The organism is Oryzophilus luti (assembly GCF_059726245.1).
On sequence record NZ_AP040874.1, the window covers coordinates 580,862 to 602,726 of the forward strand.

Here is a 21,865-nt window from a genome sequence, read left to right on the forward strand (position 1 = left end):
ACGGTTCCGATGCTGCTGATATTAAGCGGAAAGCCCGCTTCGTTCGAGGAAAGTCGTCACGTTACTCAGCAACTCCATCTCCTCGTTCCGCTTCGGGAAGCACAGAGATATCCGCGCTCTCAGCCCTCCCTTACAGTGCACGCAAGGTGCCTGCGATGTGAGGAAACACTGAGGAAGCGGAAACGTTCCGCACTGTTATCAGGTTGTTAAAAGAGTCCTGCGTATTAGACGCATCAGGCGGCAAAATGAAGCGCCCGGCCGAAGCCGGGCGCGTTCTGAATACCAACCGGGTTTAGCTGGCCTGCTTCTCGATCAGCGGAGAAACCACTTCGCGCTTCTCCACCATCTCGCGCGTCACCTCGAACTCCTTCAATTTCTTCTGGCTCGGCAGGTGATACATCAGGTCCAGCATCAGCTCTTCCAGGATCATGCGCAGGCCGCGCGCGCCGACTTTGCGGTGCAGGGCCTCGCGGGCGATGGCGCTCAGCGCCTCCTGGTTGAACTGCAGTTTCACGTTCTCGAACTCGAACAGCCGCTGGTACTGCTTGACGATGGCGTTGCGCGGACGGGTCAGAATCTCGACCAGCGCGGCTTCGTCCAGGTCATTCAGGATGCCGATGACTGGCAGGCGTCCGACAAATTCCGGGATCAGCCCGAACTTGATCAGGTCCTGCGGCTCGGCGGCCTGCAGCAGCTCGTTGTCGCGCTTGTTGTTGGTCAGCGCTTCCTTCTCTTCGGCCGAACCGAAGCCGATGGCGCGCTTGCCGATGCGGCGCCCGACCACGCGCTCCAGGCCCACGAACGCGCCACCACAGATGAACAGGATGTTCGTGGTGTCGACCGGCGTGAATTCCTGGTGCGGGTGCTTGCGTCCGCCTTGCGGCGGAACGTTGGCCACGGTGCCTTCGAGAATCTTCAGCAGCGCCTGCTGCACGCCCTCGCCCGAAACGTCGCGGGTGATGGACGGGTTCTCGTCCTTGCGGCCGATCTTGTCGATCTCGTCGATGTAGATGATGCCGGTCTGCGCGCGGGCCACGTCACCGTCGGCCGCCTGCAGCAGCTTCAGAATGATGTTCTCCACGTCCTCGCCGACGTAGCCGGCTTCGGTCAGCGTGGTGGCGTCCACAATGGCGAACGGCACGTCGAGCATCTTGGCCAGCGTCTGCGCCAGCAGGGTCTTGCCCGTGCCGGTGGGGCCAATCAGCAGGATGTTCGACTTCGACAGCTCCACTTCGCTGTTGCGCTGGCGGTTCATGTAAATGCGCTTGTAGTGGTTGTAGACCGCCACCGCCAGCTTCTTCTTTGTCTGCTCCTGCCCGATGACGTACTCGTCGAGGAACGTCTTGACCTCGGCAGGCTTGGGCAGGTGGTTGGGACCGGCCGCAGTCTGCGTCTCGGTGCGGTCGTCTTCCAAAATGCTGTTGCAGACGGCCACGCACTCATCGCAGATGTAGGCGCGGGGGTAATCGCTGGGTGAAGAAATCAGCTTTGCGACCGCATCCTGCGACTTGTGGCAGAACGAACAGCGCAACACTTCTTCGGTTCCCGACCTTGATCTCACGCTTAACTCCTGTATGGCTGGTCTCTGCGCCAGCTTGTAACTCGTGCCCGCTTCCCGCATGCCTTCCGGCGGAACCCTCGCGCGGAAAGCGGCTCAAAAATCCGCTGCCTCGCCGGGGCCTCTCTCACCGCCAACCGCACTGCCTTCTCTGGAACCGGGATGCTTCTATTTTCCCCTTAATCGCCATCCAGCGTAAAGGGAAGCGGGAGGCATTTTTCGCCTCCCGTCAATCTGCAGTAACCCCCTCCCGTGTACCTATCTGTTTATTACCCAAACAGATGCGGCGCGCAGGTGAGGTCTTACTTGTGCTTGTAAATAATGTCGTCGACGATGCCGTATTCCTTGGCCTGCTGGGAGCTCATGATGAAATCGCGCTCCACGTCGCGCTCCACCTTTTCCAGCAGTTGTCCGCTGTGCTTGGAGAGCAACTGGCTGGTGATCTCGCGCATGCGCAGGATCTCGCGGGCATGAATGTCGATATCGGTGGCCTGTCCACTCAATCCGCTCATCAACGGCTGATGGATGAGGATGCGCGAGGTGGGCAGGGCATAACGCTTGCCCGGATGTCCCGCCGTCAGCAGCAGGGCCGCCATGCTCGCCGCCTGGCCAATGCAGATGGTCGACACGTCGTTCTTGATGAACTGCATGGTGTCATAAATGGCCATGCCGGCCGTGATGGAGCCGCCCGGCGAGTTGATGTACAGCGAAATGTCTTTTTCCGGGTCCTCAGCGGCCAGGAACAGCAATTGGGCAATGACAAGGTTGGCGACGTTGTCGTCGATTGGCGTACCCAGAAAGATGATGTTGTCCCGCAGCAGGCGTGAGTAGATGTCGTAGGAACGTTCCCCACGGCTGGTCTGTTCAATCACCATCGGCACTAGCATCGTTGTGCTCCTTCGATCATAGGCGGCCAGTTGCCGCCGTTTGCCCGCGTCACTGCCGGGTGCTTCACAACCTTTTGCCGGGACAGGGCCCGGTGTGGTGGCCCGCCGGGGCATTCCCGGCGGACCCGTCACAACACTACTGCTGATAGAGAAAGTCGAGGGCCTTGTCGTGCAGCAGGCTGTCGCGCATGCGCTCGACTCCGCCGTTCTTCTCCAACTGCGCGCGCACCGCTTCCGGCGCCTGCCGGGCCTGCAGGGCGAGCATCTGGATCTGCTTGTCCAGCTCCTCGTCGGTGATCTCCAGCTTTTCGGCCTCGGCGATCTTGCCCAGCACCAGGGAAGCCTTCACTTCCTTGGTGGCCTGGTCGCGCTGACCATCACGCAGGTGGCTCAGGTCGAGGTTCTTCATGTCCTGTGGGCGAAGGCCCTGGGCGGCAAGGGCGCGCAGGCCGCGCTCCAGGCGCGTGTCGATCGCCTGCTCGATGAGCACCTGCGGAACCGGGAAGCTGAACTTCTCGGCCAGCGCGTCCACCAGCTTGTCCTTGGACTTGTGCTCGGCCTCGTGCTCGCGCTCCTTGGTCATGTTCTCCTTGATGCGGGCGCGCAGTTCGTCGACGGTCTTGAACTCGTCGTTCTGCGCGAACTGCTTGACGAACTCGTCGTCCAGCTCCGGCATCACCTTCTTCTTGATGGCCAGCACCTTCACGTCGTAGCGCAGGGTCTTGCCGGCCAGGCGCTTCTCAGGGAAGTCTTCACCGTAGGTCACGTCAAAGCTGCGGTCCTCGTTGACCTTGGCTCCGCGCAGGTTCTCGGTGAATTCCTTGACGGTGTTCGAGTCGCCGACATGCACCAGCACGTCGTTCATCTCGACCGGCTCGGAGCCTTCTTCGCCGCTGGTGCTCTTGAAGCTGATCTGCGCAAAGTCGCCATCGGCCAGCGCGCGGTCGGCTTCTTCAATCGGCTCAAAGGTCGAGCTCTGCTCGCGCAGTTCGTCGAGCGCCTTCTGCACGTCCTCGTCGGTGACGGCGACGGCTTCCTTCTCGGCCTTCACGTCCTTGTAGCCGTTGACGTCGATCTCCGGCATCACCTCGAAGGTGGCCTTGAAGCGCAGCGGCTGTCCTTCTTCGAGGCTCAGGTCGGTGACCTGCGGATTGCTGATGGGCGTCAGCTTCTGCTTGGCCGTCTCCTCGCGCAGATAGCGCGGGAGCAGGTGCTCGACGACTTCGCTCTTGATGTCATTGGCAAAGCGCTGACGCACGATGGAGGCCGGGACCTTGCCCTTGCGGAAGCCTGGAAGGCGGGCAACCTTCGTAAACTGGTTCACGGTGTTCTGCCAGATCTCAGTGACGGTTTCAACCGGCACTTCCACGCTGATTTCGCGCTGACAGGGATTGACGACTGCTTCGGTATTGGTCTCGGAGTTCAAGAAATTGCCTTTGCGTCAGAAAATTGGCGCCGCGCGGATGACGTTGCACGTGACGTCCCCGGGCTGCCCGTGCCGGACACGTTGCCGTGTCCGTAACCCTCTAAGTCTATGAGCTTGCGAGGCGGCGGTCAAACGCCCGCAGGCGGTGGAAAAACTGGCTCTCCAAAACGGTCTTGCTTCCGCCTTGGGCATTTGCAGCCGCCCTGCCCGCCGGAGCCTCTATTGTGAACTGACTGATACGGCTTAGATGCAATGACGGCGGGCAACGGTGCGGAGCGCGGGGGCAAAAGAAAGAGGCGGCCGGGTTTGCCAGCCGCCTCGCTTCACAACCTCTTTTTCTTCCTAGTAGCGGTAGGTCTCGGCCTTGAACGGGCCTTCCACCGGCACGCCGAGGTAGTCGGCCTGCTTCTCCGAGAGCGTGGTCAGCTTGGCGCCGATCTTCTCCAGATGCAGGCGGGCCACTTCCTCGTCCAGCTTCTTGGGCAGCGTGTAAACGCCCGGCTTGTAGGTCTCGCGGTTCTTCCACAGGTCAAGCTGCGCCAGCGTCTGGTTGGAGAAGCTGTTGGACATCACGAAGCTAGGGTGACCGGTGGCGCAGCCCAGGTTCACCAGGCGGCCTTCGGCCAGCAGGAAGATGCTGTGACCTTCGGGGAAGGTGTAGCGGTCCACCTGCGGCTTGATGTTGGTGCGCGTGGCGGCCTTCGTCAGGCGGTCAACCTGGATTTCGTTGTCAAAGTGACCGATGTTGCAGACGATGGCCTGGTCCTTCATGCGCTGCATGTGCTCAAGCGTGATGATGTCCACGTTGCCGGTGCAGGTCACGTAGATGTCGCCGAGGCCGAGCGTGTCCTCGACCGTCGCCACCTGGTAGCCTTCCATGGCCGCCTGCAGCGCGTTGATCGGGTCGATTTCGGTGACGATGACGCGCGCGCCCATGCCGCGCAGAGACTGCGCCGAGCCCTTGCCCACATCGCCGTAGCCGCAAATGACCGCAACCTTGCCCGCCACCATCACGTCCGTGGCGCGCTTGATGCCGTCGGCCAGCGATTCGCGGCAGCCATACAGGTTGTCGAACTTCGACTTGGTCACCGAGTCATTGACGTTGATGGCCGGAATCAGCAGAGAGCCTTCCTGCGCCATGCGGTACAGGCGGTGAACGCCGGTCGTGGTCTCCTCGGAGACGCCGACCCAGCCGGCGACCACGTTGTGCCAGTGCTGCTTGTCCTCGGCGTAAACCTTCTTCAGCAGCGCCTTGATGACGCTCTCTTCGTGCGATTCCGACGGAGTGTTGACCCAGTCGCTGCCGTTCTCCAGCTCATAGCCCTTGTGGATGAGCAGGGTGGCGTCGCCGCCATCGTCCACGATGAGTTGCGGGCCCTTGCCCTCCGGATGCGTCAGTGCCTGATAGGTGCACCACCAGTAGTCTTCCAGCGTCTCGCCCTTCCAGGCAAAGACCGGAACGCCCGCGGCGGCAATGGCTGCGGCGGCGTGGTCCTGCGTGGAGAAGATGTTGCAGCTGGCCCAGCGCACGCTCGCGCCCAGCGCCGCCAGCGTCTCAATCAGCACGGCGGTCTGGATTGTCATGTGCAGCGAGCCGGTCACGCGCACGCCCGCCAGCGGCTTGGCCGGGGCGTACTTTTCACGAATGGCCATCAGGCCGGGCATCTCGTGCTCGGCAATGTCAATCTCCTTGCGGCCCCAATCGGCCAGCGAAAGATCGGCAACTTTGTACTCGTTCGTCACAGCTTTTGTAGTGCTCAATGGAAGCTCCGTTTGTGGCTTGAGAATCGGGCCGAAAGATGCGGTGAACCGTAACGCGGAAATCTCGGAGAAACTGGGCGCAACCAGCGCGGCTCTGTCTTGGCCGCATGCTCGGATCAGCAGTCTCAGGCCATCCTGTTCAATCATTGGAAGTGTATGGTTGCGGACACGCGCCGGTCAAATGCTTCCGGCCCGTTTCCACGTGTTTGGCCGCTTGCGGAAAGCAGCGGCTCGCTCGTTCCGCAACCGGGCCTCGTACCTCGTAACACTGGCTTCGATGATTGGTACCAAGGTGCGGGTTCCTGTGCGTTGGCGGGGCGTTTCCCCGTCGGGCAATTCCTCTTCCGGAGAAAGCCAACGTATAATGCCGCCATGATCGCCATCGTTTGGGAGTTTCAGGTGCAGCGCGAGAAGATCGCGCGCTTCGAGCAGACCTATTCCAGCAAAGGCGCTTGGGCGGAGCTGTTCCGCCGTTCCTCGGCCTACGTGGATACCACCCTTTTGTGCGACTCCGTCTTTCCGGCACGCTACCTCATCATCGACCGCTGGGAGAGCCGCGAGGATTTTGACCGCTTCAAGCGCGACTTCGCCGACGAATACAACCGGCTTGACCAGGAGTGCGAGGAACTGACTCGCAGCGAAAAGCTCCTCGGCATCTTCGACGCGCAGTAAGCCACGGGCAGGCGAGGAGAGCTCTCGATGCAGACTCAACCGATGAGCTGGCTTGAAAAACTTGGGGTCGTCATCTCCGGTTTCCTGCTGGGGCTTGCCACCGCTGTCGGAGTGTTCTTGCTTGGTGTCCTGCTGAACCTCGCAACCATCTATTTATTCGTCTGGCTTGTGCCGGGGATGAACGATCACAGGGATTTCCCCGCCATGTTCGGTACGGCGCTCGGCCTGATTGGCGGCCTTGCCGCCGGCATCGCGGTCTGGGTTCGCTTCTGCTGGATACGCCTGCGCGCGCCGCAAGCCGGAAACGAGACGGACTGATGTTAGCGAACGATTGGCCGCCAAATATTTGCCGGGTGCCCCAGGTTCGCGCCTTCGGTCGGCGCTAACCTGGGAATCGAGAAACTTCATGTCCACCATACGCATTGCGCTGGCCAACATTCGTTACGCTGAGTCGCCCGAGGACTCCATCGTCCGCGCCGAGCAGTGGATTGCGCGCGCCGGTGCCCTGGGCGCGGAGATTGTCTGCTTCCCGGAGGCCTACGTGCCCGGCTATCGCGGCTGCGGACACATGCCTCCGCCGCCGGATGAGGCGTTTCTTGAGCGCGCGTGGCAGCGTGCCGCCGACGCCGCGCATGACGCCCGGGTCGCCGTCATCCTCGGCACCGAGCGCATCCGCGAAGGCCGCCTCTACATCACCTCGCTGGTCCTGACGCAGTACGGCACTATCGCCGGCTTTCAGGACAAGGTGCAGCTCGATCCCTCCGAGGATGCGCTGTTCACCCCGGCCGAGGAGCGCAGCGTCTTCCAGTGTGGCGAGATGAAGTTCGGCATCAGCATCTGCCACGAGGGCTGGCGCTACCCAGAGACCGTGCGCTGGGCTGCCCGCCACGGCGCGCAGGTCGTCTTCCACCCGCACCTGCATGAGGCCGAGCCGGGCGACTTTGCGCCCACCAGCTTTGCCGACCCGCGCAACAGCTTCCACGAGAAGGCCATGCTGTGCCGCGCGGCGGAGAACACCATCTACTTCGCTTCGGTGAACTACGCCAGCGCCAACTCGCCGACCACCTCGGCCATCGTGCGTCCGGATGGCACGGTGCTGGCCTGGCAGCCTTACGGGGAAGAGGGCCTGCTCGTCGCCGACCTCGACCTGACGCAGGCAACCGGCTGGCTGGCCTCGCGCTGCCGGTCGTAAGCCGGTTCCCGGTTCTCCGTTCCCAGTTCCCGGCTCCAAGCCCCGCGTTCGCGATTCTCCGTTTTGCAGAAGATAGGCTTCGCCGATGGTCCGTGCCCCACATCTGCCCGTAGTTGGCAGATGTGGGCATGTGTGAGTCCGGCAGAGCCGATCACTCCTCGGTCTCATCCCACTCACAATTCATTCGCTTTGATCGTTCGCGGCGGTTAGTCTGGTGCGCGAAGGGTATGCGGTTCTCACATTTGCGAACACCGCGCAAATGTGGGCCACCCGCGGCTCCGCCGAAAGCAGCCGGTTGGTGCTTGATGATAATTCCGGGTTATTTTGAAACTGGGAACGGTTGTACCGAATGAGGCAACTCGTTAAGAAGATGCTAAAGCTGTCATGTCTCGGCAAGGGTATGGTCGCAGTTGGATGTACGCTGATGGTTCTGAGCGTGCTTCCATCCGTATATCTCCTGTGGCTCACACAATGTCACAATGCGTTCGCACTTTCCATGCCAATCTCGCTTGGTCAAGGGAGTTATAGCTCTCATTTTTTCACGACTGATTACGATGAGATGGAAGTTGGGCTTACGCACGTTGGACTTTCTCGACCATGCCCAGAACACATGGAGTGGCATCAGTGTAAGGGACCAGAGAAGACGCTCGATCTGGATTGGAAAATCGTGGATGATCGCGGCAAAGTGATTAAGGATGGTCATTTTAGCGACACTACTATCTCCGGCTACGACATTTTGCTCGGATATTACACCTCAAAACATCTCCCAAGACAGCGAGTAATCCTTACAGTTAAGAAAGGGGTACCAGAGTACGATATTGCGCATCCAGTCCTGGAGGTTCGCGGACGCCCGAAGTACGTTGAATTTCTGCCCGAGCGGTGGATTGTCGCAATGATCATCGTTGTAGTGGGAAACATAGCCGCTTTGCTGTTGTTTTGCTTTGCGGCATTCTCTCGACAGAAGGTACTGACCGAGGGATAAAGTTAATGACCTGTTGGAATAGTCCAGAGATCCGGTTCCATTTTACGAACAGTACTTGTTGCCCATCAGCGAAAGTGGGGCCGTTGAGACAGACAAGTTAAGCCACAGGCGGGGGGCGCAGCCTTTCGGAAATGAATGATTCGGGGGCCCCATTCTTCAGCCTTCGGTTGGCGGAGGGTGGGGGAGTGAGAAGCTGGAACAAACGAAATGAGCGCATCGCAACACAGTTCATTCGCGTTGCCCCGCTGAGGCGATTAGTCTGTTGCGCGTAGGGCATGGCTTCCCCACATTTGCGAATACCGCGCAAATGTGGGCCACCCGCCATTTCCTGTCAACCCGAACATTCCGGGGTTGCCTGTCCCTGGGTTGGGCCCGGTATTTGGACCCGAACCGGTGTTCGCACCGTTGTAGCCAAAAACGCAACTTTTTTGAGGATCATCAGATGAGGTTTCCAGCGCGACAGTTAAAGCCCTATGCAGAGCCCGTCATAGACAGCGAATTGGAAGTTGGGAAGGTCTATTTCGCGGTTAGCTATCTGGATGAAGCTATGCTGATACCGACAATGGAGACTCTCGTGTTTACCGGCAGGGACTTGGATACTGAGGATCACGGCAAGTTGTACTTCCAAGACGTGCACTCCTATAACGAAGGTATTCGTTTTGGAGTGGGGGTAGCAGACACGAGCGCGAGCTTCTATCAGGTCACAGTAGGTGAGGCCAGCTATATTTTTCCGTTTGAATCCGCTCTTGATGAGTTGTTGAAGTGCGCTTTGAGGCGCACGGGGGATGCTAGCTAAAGTGCGCGCCGCACTGGTTTTGCTGGTGCGGCGTAGTTGTTTCTGGGGAGAAAATCGTCCATGCCTTCGGCATGGGGTGTTGGGGGTGACACGCCACCCCAGAATGGGCGCTGCAGAGCAGACGCAGGTTGCTATATAGGAACCGCTGCAAAATCAAGCGGCTAAAAAGAAAGCAGAGGAACCCGGTTGCTATCGAGCAACCGGGACGGGTGGCCCACAGTTGGCGTATTTCCAACTGTGGGAGGACAGGTAACCGTGAGTTGTCGATGATCGGGTGGGCGGGTGGCGCAGCCTTTCGGAAATGAATATTTGGGTGCCCAATCTTTCTCGCGGAATGAGAGGGTGGGGAGTTAGCAGTTTCATGGGTAATGCAGGTTTCGCGATGGACAGGTGATTCTTGTGCCTTGGTCACTGGAGCGATTCCAGCAAACAAGACAGTTCCACTTCGTCACGTTCAGTTGCTATCGGCGTCAACCGTTCTTGGTGGAACCAAGCGTTCGTCGAAGTTTCGAGCAACAACTGGAGCGAGTTCAGAAGCAGGCGGGTGGCACACCCTTTCAGAAGCGAAGTTTTTGGGGGGTGCCCTACCCTTCTTGCGAAGCAAGAGGGTGGGGCAGTTCAAATGTCTGATGAATAGAGAATGAAGACTGCGCACACAATTCCGGCCCGGGCAGAACCAATTGATGGACACGCCGACAACGTCGTTCAGCTGCGACCGCAATGGCAGTCCTCTAAGCGGATTCTTGTTCGGGCAGTGAAGGGCTGGGGCGGGTGGCTCAGCCTTTCGGAAATGAATGATTTGGGTGCCCCCCGCCGGGTATTCCAGAGCTGTTCCTCCGCTTGTCGAGGGGGCGCATGCTCAGGGAAGTGAACCTGCGGGGCGACTCTGCAAAAGCTGCCACCCCGCGTTTCTGCTACCGTAGTTGGCATGGCGAAGCCCACACCTGTTCGTCTTCCGAAAATTCTGCAGGAGCTTGAGAGCGAGATCATCGTCTGCCGGCGGTGTCCGCGGCTGGTGGAGCACCGCGAGCGCATGGGCCGCGAGAAGCGCCGCGCCTATGCCGACTGCGACTACTGGGCGCGTCCCGTGCCCGGCTTTGGAGACCCGCACGCGCGCATTGTGCTGCTGGGCCTTGCGCCCGGCGCGCACGGCAGCAACCGCACCGGCCGCATGTTCACCGGTGACGCCAGCGGCAACTTCATGTTTCCCGTGCTGCACCGGGCCGGGCTGGCCTCGCAGCCAAACGCGCTCGACCGTGACGACGGCATGCAGCTCATCGACTGCTGGATCACCGCCGCCGGGCGCTGCGCTCCGCCGGACAACAAGCCCACGCCCGCCGAGCTGGCCAACTGCGCGCCATTCCTCGACCGTGAACTGGCCGCGCTGAAGGAGATGCAGGTGATGGTCGCGCTCGGCAAGGTCGGCTTCGATGCCTACCTCTCGCACCTGGCGCGCAACGGTCACACGCTCCGCCGCGCCGACTACAAGTTCGCGCATCTGGCGGAGTACCGCATGCCGAACCGCGTCACGCTGCTGGCCAGCTACCATCCCAGCAACCAGAACACCGCCACCGGCAAGCTGACGGAGAAGATGTTCTTCTCGGTTTTTGAGCGCGCCAAGGCGTTGCTGCGCGGATAACTCCGCGCAACAGCCACCGGCTTGAAACTCAACTTATGGGTGCAGACGTATGCCGCTGTGGGGCGCGTGCTGTGGCGTGGCCGCGTGCGTGCCCGGCGGTATGCCCGTGATTTCCGCCTGCTCTTCCTGCCCCACATGGCGGGCTGCGCCAAAGCCGTAGAAGTAGGCTTCACAGACCGGGCACAGGCCATCAGCGCGCGCCGCGCCGGAAGCGAGCAACTGCGGCACCCAGTCCCAGTGCCCGTGCGCCGCGTGGAACGCCCTGCGGCAGTGGCAGCAAAGGCTGGCCATGCCGTTCCGTGTGTACTCGGAAACCGGATGCGCGGAAACCTTGCGGCGGTGCGGCGACTCCAGAATAAGAGAATGCGTGACCACGATGCCGTCGCCCTGCCCGAGCGGATGCAGCGTGGTGCGATAGAGGCGGTAGAGTTGCGGCGTGGAGCACTCGATCTCAAAGTGGACGGGCTGACGCTCGCGACGGCAGAGTTCAAAGGTCTCGCGGTAAAACGGCCGCAACGGAGCAGGCAGGTCATTCAGCAGGTTCCGCCCCAGCATCTGCTGCCCCGTGCGTGCGGTGGAGCCGGTCAGAATGTTCGGCTCGGCAGACTCATCACAATGGCGTACGCAAAAGTTCTTGTCCAGAACGTAGAAGGAATGGGAGTCGAGCGCGTTACGGCGGACTTCTGATTCCCACGACTGCGGTTGATAGACCATGGCGCCCTCCTCACGTGAGTAGCCTCACAGCCGCATCATGCCACTGTTGCTTTGGAATGGCGTTTACTTTCTCGTAAATTCAGACCTCGGGTTTCCAGAATGGACATTGAGAAAAGAATGCCCTGTCCAATTCGGACAGGGCGTTTCGATTCATCGCATTGTTGCCACAAAAGTTAACGGATTCTAACGAACCTGGAACGGAAAATTCGCTGTCGCCACGCCGCCGTGGCCGTCATGAACGGCCACAAAAATGCGATAGGCGCCGGGGGTTTTTGGCGCGCGGAACTCCGCCTGCGCTGCATCGGATTTCACCAGCAGTTCCGGGTGCGCAGGGGGAATCGCTTCGGCATCGCCACCCTCGCGTGGATCGTGCGTCTCCTCGCGCAACTCCCAGGAGTAGCGGAGCGTGTCGTTCTCCGGATCGGAGGCTTCAACCGTGGCGGTGAATGTTCCACCTGCCGGGATCGTTTTCTCCGCCGCTGCCGATTTCAGCGCCGCAATTTGCGGCGAGCGATTGGCAGGCCACCGGCCCGTCCATTCGTGCGCCAGCGCGTCCACCGCGTCGGTCTTCTCAAATGTGCGGTTCGCGTCCGGCACCAGCAGCCCGAACCAGGTCTGCGTGCGCTCCTGCTTGGCGCCCCACACAAAGGCGTAGCTGCCCAGGCAGAGGTTGCCAGCACCCTTGATGGAGTGCTCGTAGGCCTTGCGATACGTCTCGGCCTTCTGCGTGCTGGTGTGCTCCAGCGGCGCGCCCCATTCGGTCTTGGGGCTCTCCCACCATCCCACCGGGCCAAACTCGGTGACGATGTACGGCCGGTCGAGCTGAACACTCTTCACATCCTCAAGCAGGTGCATCATGCTGCCATAGGAGTTGATGCCGACGATGTCCACCTCGGGGCAGTAGCGCATAATCTGCCGGAGCTTGCTGCCATCTTTGCCCGGCCCGGCGATGACGGTCATGGTCGGATGGTTCGGGTCGCGGCGGTGGATTTCGCGGGCAATGTCGTTGATCGCCTGCCATATCTTTGGGTTCGTGCCCTCGGCCTCCATCTCATTGCCAATGCCCCAGGCCAGCACCGTCGGTTCGTTCTTGTACTTCTCCACGGCGGCGATGGCGCGGTCGAATTGCGCCTTCACGGCTTTGGCATCGTCATAGCTGAAGCCGTGGCGCTCGTGTTCCAGCACCAGTCCGACGGTGACAGTCATGCCAAGCCGCCCGGCCTCAGGCAGCAGGCGCTGCATCATCGGCGGTTCCGGCCCCCAGGTGCGCATGGAGTTGCCGCCCACGTCATGCAGCAGTTGCAGCGGACCTCCGCCACCGGCGCCCTGCACATAGTAAGGCTGGCCTCCGCGCAGCAGTTGCCAGCCGTTGGGCAGCTTCTTGAGTTCGACTTTCACAGGGCCTTTTGCGGACGAGGCCGGTAAGGGAAGAGCGAGCGCTAGCATCACGAGCATGCAGAAGACAGACTTCATCAAAGGCACCTCACTGCGATTTTGCGTTCAAGAACCATGCAGGCGGCAGCGCCGCCAGATCTTATCGCCGGGACGCCAACACTCTCGGCGTCAGCTCACATTCCGGCGCGGTCATCAACTTTGCGTTGCGGATTCGCGGCATCTCGATGATGGCAGCCCACTCCACGCCCATCGTCTGCTGCCAGGTCACGGTGCCGCCCAGCATGGCGGCAATCGAGGCGGGCTTCATGTCCTGGTGGTAGTCGAAGTAGCGCTCCTGCAGGCGTCGCCAGCCAGGGAAGGCCCGCGAGAGCGCCTCGCCCGCGATGGTGCTTGGAGGCTCGTACTTGGACGAGAAGGCGAGCACAAGATCAAAGGTCTCGGCCTGCGAGCGTGCCGCCAGCATCTGCTCGGGCGTGAAGTTCTCCACGTGCACCACGGTGATGGGCCGCGAGACATAGCCGAGGAACGGGCGGTTCAATTCGTCGGACGCAGGCCAGGCCGTCAGCACCGTTGTGCTCTTGTAGTGCTGCTCAATCTGCTGCGCCGCCTTCTGGTGGAGCACGACGAAATCGCGGTAGCAAAGGTTGTCTTCCGGCGCGATGCCCCACGGCGGCGTGGTCACCAGCGCCAGCAGGAACATGGCGGCACAGGCCGCGCACCACCACAACCAACCTTTCACGCGCTGCCAGATCGGTGCCACCGCCAGCAGTACCACCAGCGGATACATCGGCGTCATATAGCGGGCCAGCAGCGCGCCGCCCAGCACGCTGAACTCCACGGCGTGCGCGGCAATGATGAGCGCCAGCACCAGTTGCACGCGGCGGTCGATGCCGACGCGTGCCTTGCCCGCATCCTCGCGCGGAGCCAGCCGCAGCGCCAGCAGAGCCGCGCCGGTCAGCACAAACAGGTTCATGTAGCCGACCGTGTGCCACGCGCGCATGAAGAATGCGGTGGCAATGCGCAGCGGCGTCACCGTGGCGGATAGGTTGTAGCGCAGGTACTCCGGGTTGCCGAAGACGTGTCCCGTGCGATGGAAGTGGTAGGCATACCAGCCGACGAGCGGCAGCAGCGCCAGCAACTCCGCAAACGTTGCGCGCCAGCTTTTGTGCAGATGCAGGCACCAGCGTTCGGCCAGCTCCGGCTGCCAGCGGGCGTAGAGCTTGGAGGCGGCTTCAAAGGCGAACAGCGCCAGCGGCACCACGATGGCGGTCTCTTTCGCCACGCACGCCAGTGCCAAGCAGGCAATGCTGGCGGCGCGGTGGTCCGTCACGTGGAAGTAGACGGCCCACAAGGTCAGGCAGAGCGTGCCCACATCAAGCTGCGCCAGCGAGCTTTGCGCAAAGACCACGGGATGCAGCGCGGCCAGCACCACGGCGGCGGTCGCCACTTTCTCGTTGGCCACACGGCGCGCCAGCTTGTAGAGGGCGGTCAGTCCGGCGGAAGCCAGAGCCAGTGCAGCCAGTCGTGTCACCAGCGGGCTGTATCCCGCGAGCTTCCACCACAGAGCCAGCCACGCCATCACCAGCGGCGGATGCGCGTTGGTGAGCGTGGTGCGGGCGATCGGGTCGCCGGTGAGCAGCAGGTCGCGCGCCGCCGGAATGAAATAGCCGGCCTCGTCCCAGAAGTAAGGCAGCCGCAGCAACGCGCCGTGGGCGGCCACCAACGCGGCGTAAATGGCCGCAAAGACGGCGAAGGCCTCGCGGGTGTCGTGGGCGACTGGTCTCGAAGCTGGCTTGCGCGTGGTCACAGACGATTAGTGAACCGGACCGCCGCCGAATTGCGGGTCGAGCTTGACTTCTCCGAAGGCCTGCTCGTAGTTGGCCACATTCTGCTGCAGCATGATGGCCAGCGCTTTGGCCTGCTGCGGGCTCAGGTAGATTCCCTGGAAATTGCGCACGTTGATCTTGGCGTTCTCGGTCGGCTGCAGGGTGCCGAAGGCGAGGAAGAAGTCCCACACGCTCATGCGCACCTGCACGCTGTTGGAGTAGTTGTCGCGATAGTCGTCCGTCTCTGTGATGACCAGCTCAGGCTGTTGCGGAAAGGTTTCCATGCCGGGTCCTCAATTCTTTCCTTGATAAATGTCGACAGTGTGCACGCTACCGGAAGCAGGGGGGCAGGGTCAAACCAAAGCCGGACGCACTCCAGATTTCGCAGCTCTGCACGATTGTGTGGTAACACTCTGTCTGTAACAAAAGTACTCGGAACACAGCGAAAAGTCGTAAGTTCCTGATGATTTCGCAGTTTTCTCGCATAAGATTGGGCTGATCGTTAGTAAGAATGAGGTCCCAATTTGCGGCGGAACGTCCCCGTTGTCGTGTGGCTGGCGACATTGCTCCTGATAGGGCAGGTGGGGCTCATTCTCGCGCCTGCGAATCATATCCTGTCGTACTTCGGGGCCGCTTCGATCTTTGCCATCGCGCTGGTGGCTTGCGCCGCCTGCCTGAGTGCGGCGAGCCGTGCCAGCAATTCCGTCCGCTCCTCCTGGCAGGCAGTTGGAATCTCCTTCGCACTGTGGGCCTGTGCGGGCATCATTCAGCTGCTGCACGCCTGGCTGCTTCCCCACGACCACGCCGGAGTTCTGCTGGCGCAATCGCTCTTCTTTTTCAGCCTGACGCCAATCTTCGCCGCCGTGCTCGGTCTGCTCTCGCCAAGCAAGCAGGACTTCCGCTGGGGCAGCCTCGCTGACTTTCTGCAATTGATGCTGGTGCTGCTGGCCGTCTTTCTCATCCTGGTGGTGACGCCGACGATGATCGTCGGTGAGAAGCGCGCGGCACAATACTGGGTGACGGCGTTTACGCTGCGCAACCTGGCGTTGCTGGCGGCCTTCGCCGCTCGTCTGGTGGCAGACCGGCAGAGCGCAACCTGGAAAAACCTTGGGTCGGGCGTGGTGGCCGTGCTGCTGTACACGGTGCTCACCTATCAGAGCCAGCGCATTGAGATGTTGCCGTACTTCCTCGCCAAGGACGCCTACATCCTGATCTGGACGGTTCCGCTGGCGATTGTCGCCATCTGGGCGGGATTCTGGAAGGCGGAGCCCCTGCTGGCTGCGCGCGGCAGCCATCCGTCGCCCTCGCGCATGCTCTGGCTCTATGTGCCGTCGGCTTGCCTGCCGTTGTTGCTGCTCTCCATGCATGAGGATATTGCCTGGCAGCAGATTCTGGTCGGCATGTTGACGGTCTTTGTTTCGGTGGTGCTATTTGGCGTGCGCGTGGCGATGCTCTACCGTCAGCAGGAGAAGGTAACCGAGGAATTGAGGCGTTCGGAGGACCGCTATCGCTCGCTGTTCGAGCGGAACCTGGCGGGTGTCTACCGGTCCACGCTCGATGGGCACGTGATCGACTGCAACCAGGCTGCGGCCGACATGCTTGGCTACACGCGCGAGGAACTCAAGCAGGTTTCCTGCGACGTTCTTTACGACGGCACAGCGGAAGAGCGTGCGGCCCGCCTGCGCGAGGGCATTCTGAGCGGGACCAAGCACAGCAAGAACGTCGAGGTGCGCTACCGCCGCAAGGATGGAAGCACTGCCTGGACGCTGCAGAACATCAATCTGGTTTTCGACGAGACGCTCGGCCAGCATGTGCTGGAAGGCACCATCATCGACAACACCGAACGGCGGGCTCTCGAAATGCAACTGCGGCAGGCGCAGAAGATGGAAGCCATCGGCCGGCTGGCCGGCGGCATCGCGCATGACTTCAACAACCTGCTCACCGTGATCTCCGGCTACAGCCAGATGCAGATGGATCAGACGCAGCCGGGCACGGACATGCATGACCACGCCGAGCAGGTGTATGAGGCGGCCAAGCGCGCCGCCCAGCTCACGCGGCAATTGCTGGCCTTCAGCCGCCAGCAGGTGATGCAGCCGCAGACCGTGAGCCTGAGCAAGGTGGTAGGCAACTTGGAGAAGATGCTGCGGCGCCTCATTGGCGAGGACGTGAATATACAGATTCTGCTGGCTCCGGCCGTCGGGCTGGTCAAGTTGGACGTGGCCCAGATGGAGCAGGTGGTGCTCAACCTTGTAGTGAATGCGCGCGACGCCATGCCGCAAGGCGGAACGTTGACGTTGCGTACAGCCAATGTTCATCTCGACGAGCAACTGGCGCGCGAGATCGGTGACATCGAGCCGGGTGAATACGTGGAGCTAACCGTCACCGATACCGGTGTCGGCATGGACAGCAACGTGGTGGCGCAGATTTTTGAGCCTTTCTTTACCACCAAGGAGGTGGGCAAGGGAACCGGGCTAGGGCTGTCAACCGTCTACGGCATTGTGCGGCAGAGCGGTGGGCAGGTTCTGGTGGATAGCGTGCCGCACAAGGGAACCACCTTCCGTCTGCTCTTTCCGGTGGTGGCGGCGTCGCAGAACAAACCGCTGCCGTCCAAGGCCAAACCGAGCGCTCTGCGCGGGCGGGAAACCCTTCTGGTGGTGGAGGATGACGACAGCCTGCGCGAAGTAACGCGCGCCGTTCTCAGCCTGCAGGGATACCGAGTTCTGGTGGCGGCGCATGCCGGGCAGGTGGAACAGGCGCTGGAGCAGGTGGACGGCGGCTCGGTCGACCTGCTGCTGACCGACATTGTGATGCCACGCACCAACGGCGTGGAAGTGGCACATAAGCTGAAGCAACGCTGGCCGCAGTTGCGCGTGTTGTTCATGTCCGGCTACGCCAATGATCTGCTTTCCCGTGGAATGCTTCCGGAAGGCGCGCACTTCCTTCCCAAGCCCTTCAACCCGGAAACTCTGCTCCGGAAGGTCCGTGAGGTGCTGGATCTGGAGGGTGCTCCGCAGGCCGACGATTCGACGCGAACCACACTCGACACCCGACCGTAACTTGTACCGTAATCAGCATTTTCGATACCTTGGTAACTTTACAGCCTTGACCGAACCGCAAGACGATAGAGGCTGGTAAACAGCCGGTAGCCGGTTTGGGGAATCGGTTTCAGGTGCCGGGGAAGCCCGGTCGTTGATCTTCCACCTCCAAGCACGGCAACCGCAAGATGAGAGAGTTCATGCTGGGATTGGCCCATGCCGTGTCGATGTCTGCACTGCTGGGCGCAGGGCTGCCTGCGCTGGCGGTATTGCAGCGGCTGCGTGTTCCGCAGCCTGACGAACTCTCGCCTGCCCTGAAGAATCTTGTCTCCGCGCTTGGCGCGCGCATTGTCGGCAACGACGAACTGTTAAAGATTACCGGCGTCTACAGCGGTCTTCCTGTAGAGGTTGTGCTGACCGGCGCCGAAGACGATGCGATGCGTCTCAGCATGCGCATCGAGGCCCCTGTCGGATTCCAATTCCGCGTGCAAGCCGCCAAGGAGCCCAAGCCCGAGGGGTTAAGAAAGCTGAAGTGCTCTGACCTGCGCCTGAAGAATGTGGCAGTATGGTCGGACGGCGGCCCGTTTGCAGAGAGCGTTCTGGCCGAGCGCAGCGTCGCCGATGCTCTGGTCAAGCTCTGTGTGTGGGAGACCTTCACGGTGGAGGCCGGGCGCGGTGCCGTGGAACTGCATGGCCTGCTCCGTACGCAGAATGAGAACGCCGTGCTGGAGCGCCTGGCGCATCTGCGGGCGGTTTGCGTGGCGCTGGTGCGAGCTTCCGGCGAGCGTTCCACCGCGTCGCGGGACCACCAGGAGCGGATCAAGTACGCCATCCTGCCGGCGGCCGTAGTGGTAATCGTTCTGGCGGCGGCGGGCGTGTTGTTTGCCTGGAAGCACAGTCAGTCGATGCGGCCGGGAGCCGATACGGCGGATGCCATTTCGGTGGCACAGCAAGGCTGGCGCCGCATGCAGTTGAGCGACACGGATTCTGAATCGGTGGCCTGGATGACAAGCCACAAGCAGGAATTTGGAAACGTGTTGCTGGCGAACCTGGACGGCAAGAATCCTGCCAGCGGCCAGATGGATCTGCTGGTCAATGATGACACCTCGTCCTACCAGGTGGTGATTCACGTCCATGGGCAGAACCAACTGGCGTTCGAGATGCCTCGGATTGCCTTCGTGTTGAAGGTTCCCACCCAGGATCTGGATCAGATTCGCTGGCAGGGTGACAGGCCCAATATCCCAAAGGACCGGGAAGGGTTCCTGGTGGTTGGCAACCGTGCCGATATCGGATCCGCACGGCTGATTGTTTGGGACGGCGCGTCGGCCCGGGTTTATCAACCATCGGACTACCGCAACTTTTAGGACCCTGCGAGGGAGCAGAATGATGCGGCGTGGCACACAACTTAGGTCGAGGCGGACAGCGGGAGCCGTGGGCTTCACCCTGTTGGAATTGTTGTTCGTGATCGCCATCCTTGCGATCATCGCGGCCATGTCCATTCCGTCCTACGTCAGTTACATGCGGAATTACAAGATCCGTAATGACGCCAACAGCATTGCTGGACTGCTTTCGGTGGCGCGTATGCGTGCTGGGGCCAATTTCTCGCGGCTGGCCGTTTCCTGCGATCCCAGCAAGGTGCCCGCCGTTTGCAAGGTCTATTCCCTGAAATATGCCCCCAGCCTGACCACCACGCAAATGTGTGGCACCTCCGCAGCGACGGCGTTCGCCTATTCCGGCTGGACGCAGGAGCCGCAGAGCTATGCACTTTCCTCGGGAGTAAGGTTTTCTATCCCGTCCTCGGCCGCCGTCGGGGTACCTGGGCAGGGCGGCACTACTCCCACCCAGGGGTATACGGGCAATACCGCGACACCCTACATCATCTACTTCAACTCCCGTGGCTGGCCTGTGGATTGTACGGGCAGCAACGTAGTGACCAGCTATGCCCTCTACCTGCAGGACAGTCCAGGCATTTACAGCCTGGCTGTCGGCGTGGACGCCAGCGGGCGTTCCCATGTCTACAGCCTTGGGGGAAGCAGCTATTGGGAGATCAAGGATTAGCGATGAAGCTGCGAAGGACAACTCGCACCCGGCCGGAAAGCGGCCTAACTCTGCTGGAGACCGTGATCGCCGCGGCCATCATGCTGGTGGGTATCGCTGGAATCATGTCGCTGTTCACCGTGGCAGCGATGAAGAACCAGAGCCAGGGCACGCAGGCAACCCGCGCCACCGAGTATGCGCAGGACAAGATGGAACAGTTGATGGCGCTGGCATTTAACGACAATACGGCCGATACCACGCAGGTTCCAACCGACCTGACCAACGCCAGCGGAGTCGGCGCTGGTCTGACCCAGGGCGGCCCCGCGCTGGACAGCACCGGCAAGGGGTTGTCCATGACCGAGGTCAAGAGCGGCACGCAGCAGTACTTTGACTACATTTCGGAAGGAACAGGCAGCGGTAATTCCATTACCACCAGTAGACAGAACAATTCCATTTATATGCGCGTCTGGCGCATTGATAACCCGACCACGGCGGGTGTGACGGATTTCGAGACCAAGGTCATCACGGTGTCGGTGCAGGCACTGAGTACCGCCGATCATGCAACGGCCTCAAATGCTGCGGTCAATGCGCTGGCCCCCAAGACAACCTTGGTGTGCCTGCGCACGAGCTTCTGACGATGAGACGCATGATGAAAATTCGTTGCAGTGACCAGCGTGGTTTTACCCTATTGGAATTAACAGTCAGTCTGGGTGTGTTGCTGGTCCTTTCCGGTGCCATGCTGGGCGGCATGGCGGCCATGCAGAAGAACTTCCGCGCGTCGGAGATTCGAACCGCCTTGAACGATCAGTTGCGCTCCAGCTTGGAACTGATGCAGCAGGAGATTGGACAGGCAGGGCTGGCACCTTCCGGCACGCAGCAAAATGGCGTCTTTCAAGGGGATGCCGGCGCCTTTTCGCTGGTGAAGACAAGCCAAGCTATTGCTGGCGATAAGAATAACGCGCAGACGATCTACGTCACGTTCTACAACGGAAGCAACACGACTTCCAATCCGCTGACCGGAATGATCACCTATCTTCCCCAGGGCTCAGCCCCTGCGGGAGGGTATCCTTCGGTCATCATCGATTCCGGAGCTAACAGCGAAATCATTACGTTGACGGATGTGCAGTCATCCACGACGCCAGGCTCCGGCCAGATCACGGCAGTATTCCGGAAGGACCACAGCAGCGGCGCCAGAATTTACTGGCACGGGGTGTACCCGCAAGGGGTGGTGTCGCCGGAGGTTAATCCCTACAGTGACCATTCGCTGCGCTTGTTTGGCGATATCGACGGGAACAATTCGCTGGTGCTTATCGCATATCGTTGCCCCGCCGCGGGCGACTCAGGCCTGACGACTGACAGCGACGGCTCACAATGGGGACCGCTGACGCGCACGGAATACGTTTACTCGTCCGCCTCCGATTCGTTCGTGCCCAAAGGGGGGAGCGCCAGCACCGCCACCACCACCATGCTGGAAAATGTGCGCGTGGCCACAACTGCTTCGCCAACAGCCGCGGATGGCTGCCGCTTTGATTATTACGACCCCCATTCCAATTCGTATGACAGCATGGTGGTAAGTGTCAGCATCACGCTGGTTGCGCGGTCCCTGCACGTCGACCCGGCCACCAACAAGCCAATTGTCGTCACCAAGTCGTTCATGAACATACAGCCGCGTAACATTCTTGCGGCCTATAACATCGTGCAATCGGGTATGAGTGACCGATCCAGTTTCCTGGCTATTCCCCAGCAGTTGTTTGATGCGTTTGACAGCTTGGGAGAGTAAAGAGAGTGCCCAATGAAAATGCGTAGATGGAGTCCTCCCGTTCGCGGCCGCCGCGTTCCTCGTAATGCGGAGAGTGGCGCTGCGCTCATTATTGCCTTGTTCTCATTGTTGATTCTTTCAACACTGGCGGCGGGGCTCATGTACTCCACGCAGTCCCAGATATGG

The 21,865-nt window shown here is 60.9% G+C and carries 19 protein-coding genes; 11 read left to right on the forward strand and 8 right to left on the reverse strand.

The genetic code is table 11. The features are described from left to right. Window positions 1-292: 292 nt before the first annotated feature. From clpX to ahcY, 4 genes are all read right to left on the reverse strand, one after another. On the reverse strand, window positions 293-1,561 hold the full coding sequence (gene clpX / locus AC6IZO_RS02525) for an ATP-dependent Clp protease ATP-binding subunit ClpX (protein WP_497807682.1): 1,269 nt from the start codon (window positions 1,559-1,561) through the stop codon (window positions 293-295). Window positions 1,562-1,860: 299 nt separating this feature from the next. After that, window positions 1,861-2,445 (reverse strand): ATP-dependent Clp endopeptidase proteolytic subunit ClpP, encoded by a 585-nt coding sequence (clpP, locus tag AC6IZO_RS02530; RefSeq protein ID WP_497807684.1) that lies wholly within the window; start codon window positions 2,443-2,445, stop codon window positions 1,861-1,863. 136 nt (window positions 2,446-2,581) lie between these two features. Further along, entirely contained in the window at window positions 2,582-3,871 is a 1,290-nt protein-coding gene (gene tig / locus AC6IZO_RS02535) for a trigger factor (RefSeq protein WP_497807686.1), read from the reverse strand. A gap of 342 nt (window positions 3,872-4,213) precedes the next feature. Continuing rightward, a complete protein-coding gene (gene ahcY, locus AC6IZO_RS02540; RefSeq protein ID WP_497807688.1) occupies window positions 4,214-5,632 on the reverse strand; it encodes an adenosylhomocysteinase in 1,419 nt (472 codons plus the stop codon). Between the two features lie 372 nt (window positions 5,633-6,004). Between ahcY and AC6IZO_RS02545 the strand changes: the two genes are divergently transcribed. The 6 genes from AC6IZO_RS02545 to AC6IZO_RS02570 all read left to right on the forward strand — a co-directional run bounded on the left by AC6IZO_RS02545 (window position 6,005) and on the right by AC6IZO_RS02570 (window position 10,913). Beyond that, window positions 6,005-6,304 (forward strand): antibiotic biosynthesis monooxygenase family protein, encoded by a 300-nt coding sequence (locus AC6IZO_RS02545; RefSeq protein ID WP_497807690.1) that lies wholly within the window; start codon window positions 6,005-6,007, stop codon window positions 6,302-6,304. A 42-nt stretch (window positions 6,305-6,346) separates the two neighbouring features. After that, the gene (locus AC6IZO_RS02550; RefSeq protein WP_497807692.1) at window positions 6,347-6,622 is read left to right on the forward strand and encodes a hypothetical protein; all 276 of its coding nucleotides are present in this window, start codon (window positions 6,347-6,349) and stop codon (window positions 6,620-6,622) included. A gap of 88 nt (window positions 6,623-6,710) precedes the next feature. Next, on the forward strand, window positions 6,711-7,496 hold the full coding sequence (locus AC6IZO_RS02555) for a carbon-nitrogen hydrolase family protein (RefSeq protein ID WP_497807694.1): 786 nt from the start codon (window positions 6,711-6,713) through the stop codon (window positions 7,494-7,496). Window positions 7,497-7,845: 349 nt separating this feature from the next. After that, window positions 7,846-8,478, forward strand: coding sequence for a hypothetical protein (locus tag AC6IZO_RS02560; RefSeq protein ID WP_497807696.1), 633 nt, complete (start codon window positions 7,846-7,848; stop codon window positions 8,476-8,478). 442 nt (window positions 8,479-8,920) lie between these two features. Beyond that, window positions 8,921-9,274 carry a hypothetical protein gene (locus tag AC6IZO_RS02565; RefSeq protein WP_497807698.1) on the forward strand — a complete coding sequence of 118 codons (354 nt, stop codon included), beginning with the start codon at window positions 8,921-8,923 and terminating at the stop codon, window positions 9,272-9,274. 928 nt (window positions 9,275-10,202) lie between these two features. Further along, window positions 10,203-10,913, forward strand: coding sequence for a uracil-DNA glycosylase (locus AC6IZO_RS02570; protein ID WP_497807700.1), 711 nt, complete (start codon window positions 10,203-10,205; stop codon window positions 10,911-10,913). 33 nt (window positions 10,914-10,946) lie between these two features. Here AC6IZO_RS02570 and AC6IZO_RS02575 read toward each other — a convergent pair whose 3' ends face one another. From AC6IZO_RS02575 to AC6IZO_RS02590, 4 genes are all read right to left on the reverse strand, one after another. Next, window positions 10,947-11,627: a hypothetical protein gene (locus tag AC6IZO_RS02575; protein WP_497807702.1), complete on the reverse strand. Its 681-nt coding sequence runs from the start codon at window positions 11,625-11,627 to the stop codon at window positions 10,947-10,949. A gap of 183 nt (window positions 11,628-11,810) precedes the next feature. Beyond that, entirely contained in the window at window positions 11,811-13,025 is a 1,215-nt protein-coding gene (locus tag AC6IZO_RS02580) for a glycoside hydrolase family 2 TIM barrel-domain containing protein (protein ID WP_497807704.1), read from the reverse strand. A 136-nt stretch (window positions 13,026-13,161) separates the two neighbouring features. Further along, entirely contained in the window at window positions 13,162-14,829 is a 1,668-nt protein-coding gene (locus tag AC6IZO_RS02585) for an ArnT family glycosyltransferase (RefSeq protein ID WP_497807706.1), read from the reverse strand. Window positions 14,830-14,835: 6 nt separating this feature from the next. Then, window positions 14,836-15,132, reverse strand: coding sequence for a DUF3467 domain-containing protein (locus AC6IZO_RS02590; RefSeq protein WP_497807708.1), 297 nt, complete (start codon window positions 15,130-15,132; stop codon window positions 14,836-14,838). Between the two features lie 297 nt (window positions 15,133-15,429). Between AC6IZO_RS02590 and AC6IZO_RS02595 the strand changes: the two genes are divergently transcribed. From AC6IZO_RS02595 to AC6IZO_RS02615, 5 genes are all read left to right on the forward strand, one after another. Beyond that, window positions 15,430-17,904: an ATP-binding protein gene (locus AC6IZO_RS02595; RefSeq protein WP_497807710.1), complete on the forward strand. Its 2,475-nt coding sequence runs from the start codon at window positions 15,430-15,432 to the stop codon at window positions 17,902-17,904. Between the two features lie 179 nt (window positions 17,905-18,083). After that, window positions 18,084-19,247 (forward strand): hypothetical protein, encoded by a 1,164-nt coding sequence (locus AC6IZO_RS02600; protein WP_497807712.1) that lies wholly within the window; start codon window positions 18,084-18,086, stop codon window positions 19,245-19,247. A gap of 67 nt (window positions 19,248-19,314) precedes the next feature. Beyond that, window positions 19,315-19,941 carry a prepilin-type N-terminal cleavage/methylation domain-containing protein gene (locus AC6IZO_RS02605; protein ID WP_497807714.1) on the forward strand — a complete coding sequence of 209 codons (627 nt, stop codon included), beginning with the start codon at window positions 19,315-19,317 and terminating at the stop codon, window positions 19,939-19,941. Between the two features lie 2 nt (window positions 19,942-19,943). Then, the gene (locus AC6IZO_RS02610) at window positions 19,944-20,555 is read left to right on the forward strand and encodes a hypothetical protein (protein WP_497807716.1); all 612 of its coding nucleotides are present in this window, start codon (window positions 19,944-19,946) and stop codon (window positions 20,553-20,555) included. An 11-nt stretch (window positions 20,556-20,566) separates the two neighbouring features. Beyond that, window positions 20,567-21,700, forward strand: a complete 1,134-nt coding sequence (locus AC6IZO_RS02615; protein ID WP_497807718.1) for a PilW family protein — start codon at window positions 20,567-20,569, stop codon at window positions 21,698-21,700. Window positions 21,701-21,865 lie beyond the last annotated feature (165 nt).

Excerpts from the sequence above, each read along its gene's own strand:
- AC6IZO_RS02550 (WP_497807692.1), top strand. The coding sequence starts at position 6,347 with ATGAGCTGGCTTGAAAAACTTGGGGTCGTCATCTCCGGTTTCCTGCTG.
- AC6IZO_RS02610 (WP_497807716.1), top strand. The coding sequence starts at position 19,944 with ATGAAGCTGCGAAGGACAACTCGCACCCGGCCGGAAAGCGGCCTAACT.
- AC6IZO_RS02570 (WP_497807700.1), top strand. The coding sequence starts at position 10,203 with ATGGCGAAGCCCACACCTGTTCGTCTTCCGAAAATTCTGCAGGAGCTT.
- AC6IZO_RS02600 (WP_497807712.1), top strand. The coding sequence starts at position 18,084 with ATGCTGGGATTGGCCCATGCCGTGTCGATGTCTGCACTGCTGGGCGCA.
- AC6IZO_RS02575 (WP_497807702.1), bottom strand. The coding sequence starts at position 11,627 with ATGGTCTATCAACCGCAGTCGTGGGAATCAGAAGTCCGCCGTAACGCG.
- AC6IZO_RS02590 (WP_497807708.1), bottom strand. The coding sequence starts at position 15,132 with ATGGAAACCTTTCCGCAACAGCCTGAGCTGGTCATCACAGAGACGGAC.
- AC6IZO_RS02565 (WP_497807698.1), top strand. The coding sequence starts at position 8,921 with ATGAGGTTTCCAGCGCGACAGTTAAAGCCCTATGCAGAGCCCGTCATA.
- AC6IZO_RS02560 (WP_497807696.1), top strand. The coding sequence starts at position 7,846 with ATGAGGCAACTCGTTAAGAAGATGCTAAAGCTGTCATGTCTCGGCAAG.
- AC6IZO_RS02555 (WP_497807694.1), top strand. The coding sequence starts at position 6,711 with ATGTCCACCATACGCATTGCGCTGGCCAACATTCGTTACGCTGAGTCG.
- AC6IZO_RS02545 (WP_497807690.1), top strand. The coding sequence starts at position 6,005 with ATGATCGCCATCGTTTGGGAGTTTCAGGTGCAGCGCGAGAAGATCGCG.
- AC6IZO_RS02615 (WP_497807718.1), top strand. The coding sequence starts at position 20,567 with ATGATGAAAATTCGTTGCAGTGACCAGCGTGGTTTTACCCTATTGGAA.
- clpP (WP_497807684.1), bottom strand. The coding sequence starts at position 2,445 with ATGCTAGTGCCGATGGTGATTGAACAGACCAGCCGTGGGGAACGTTCC.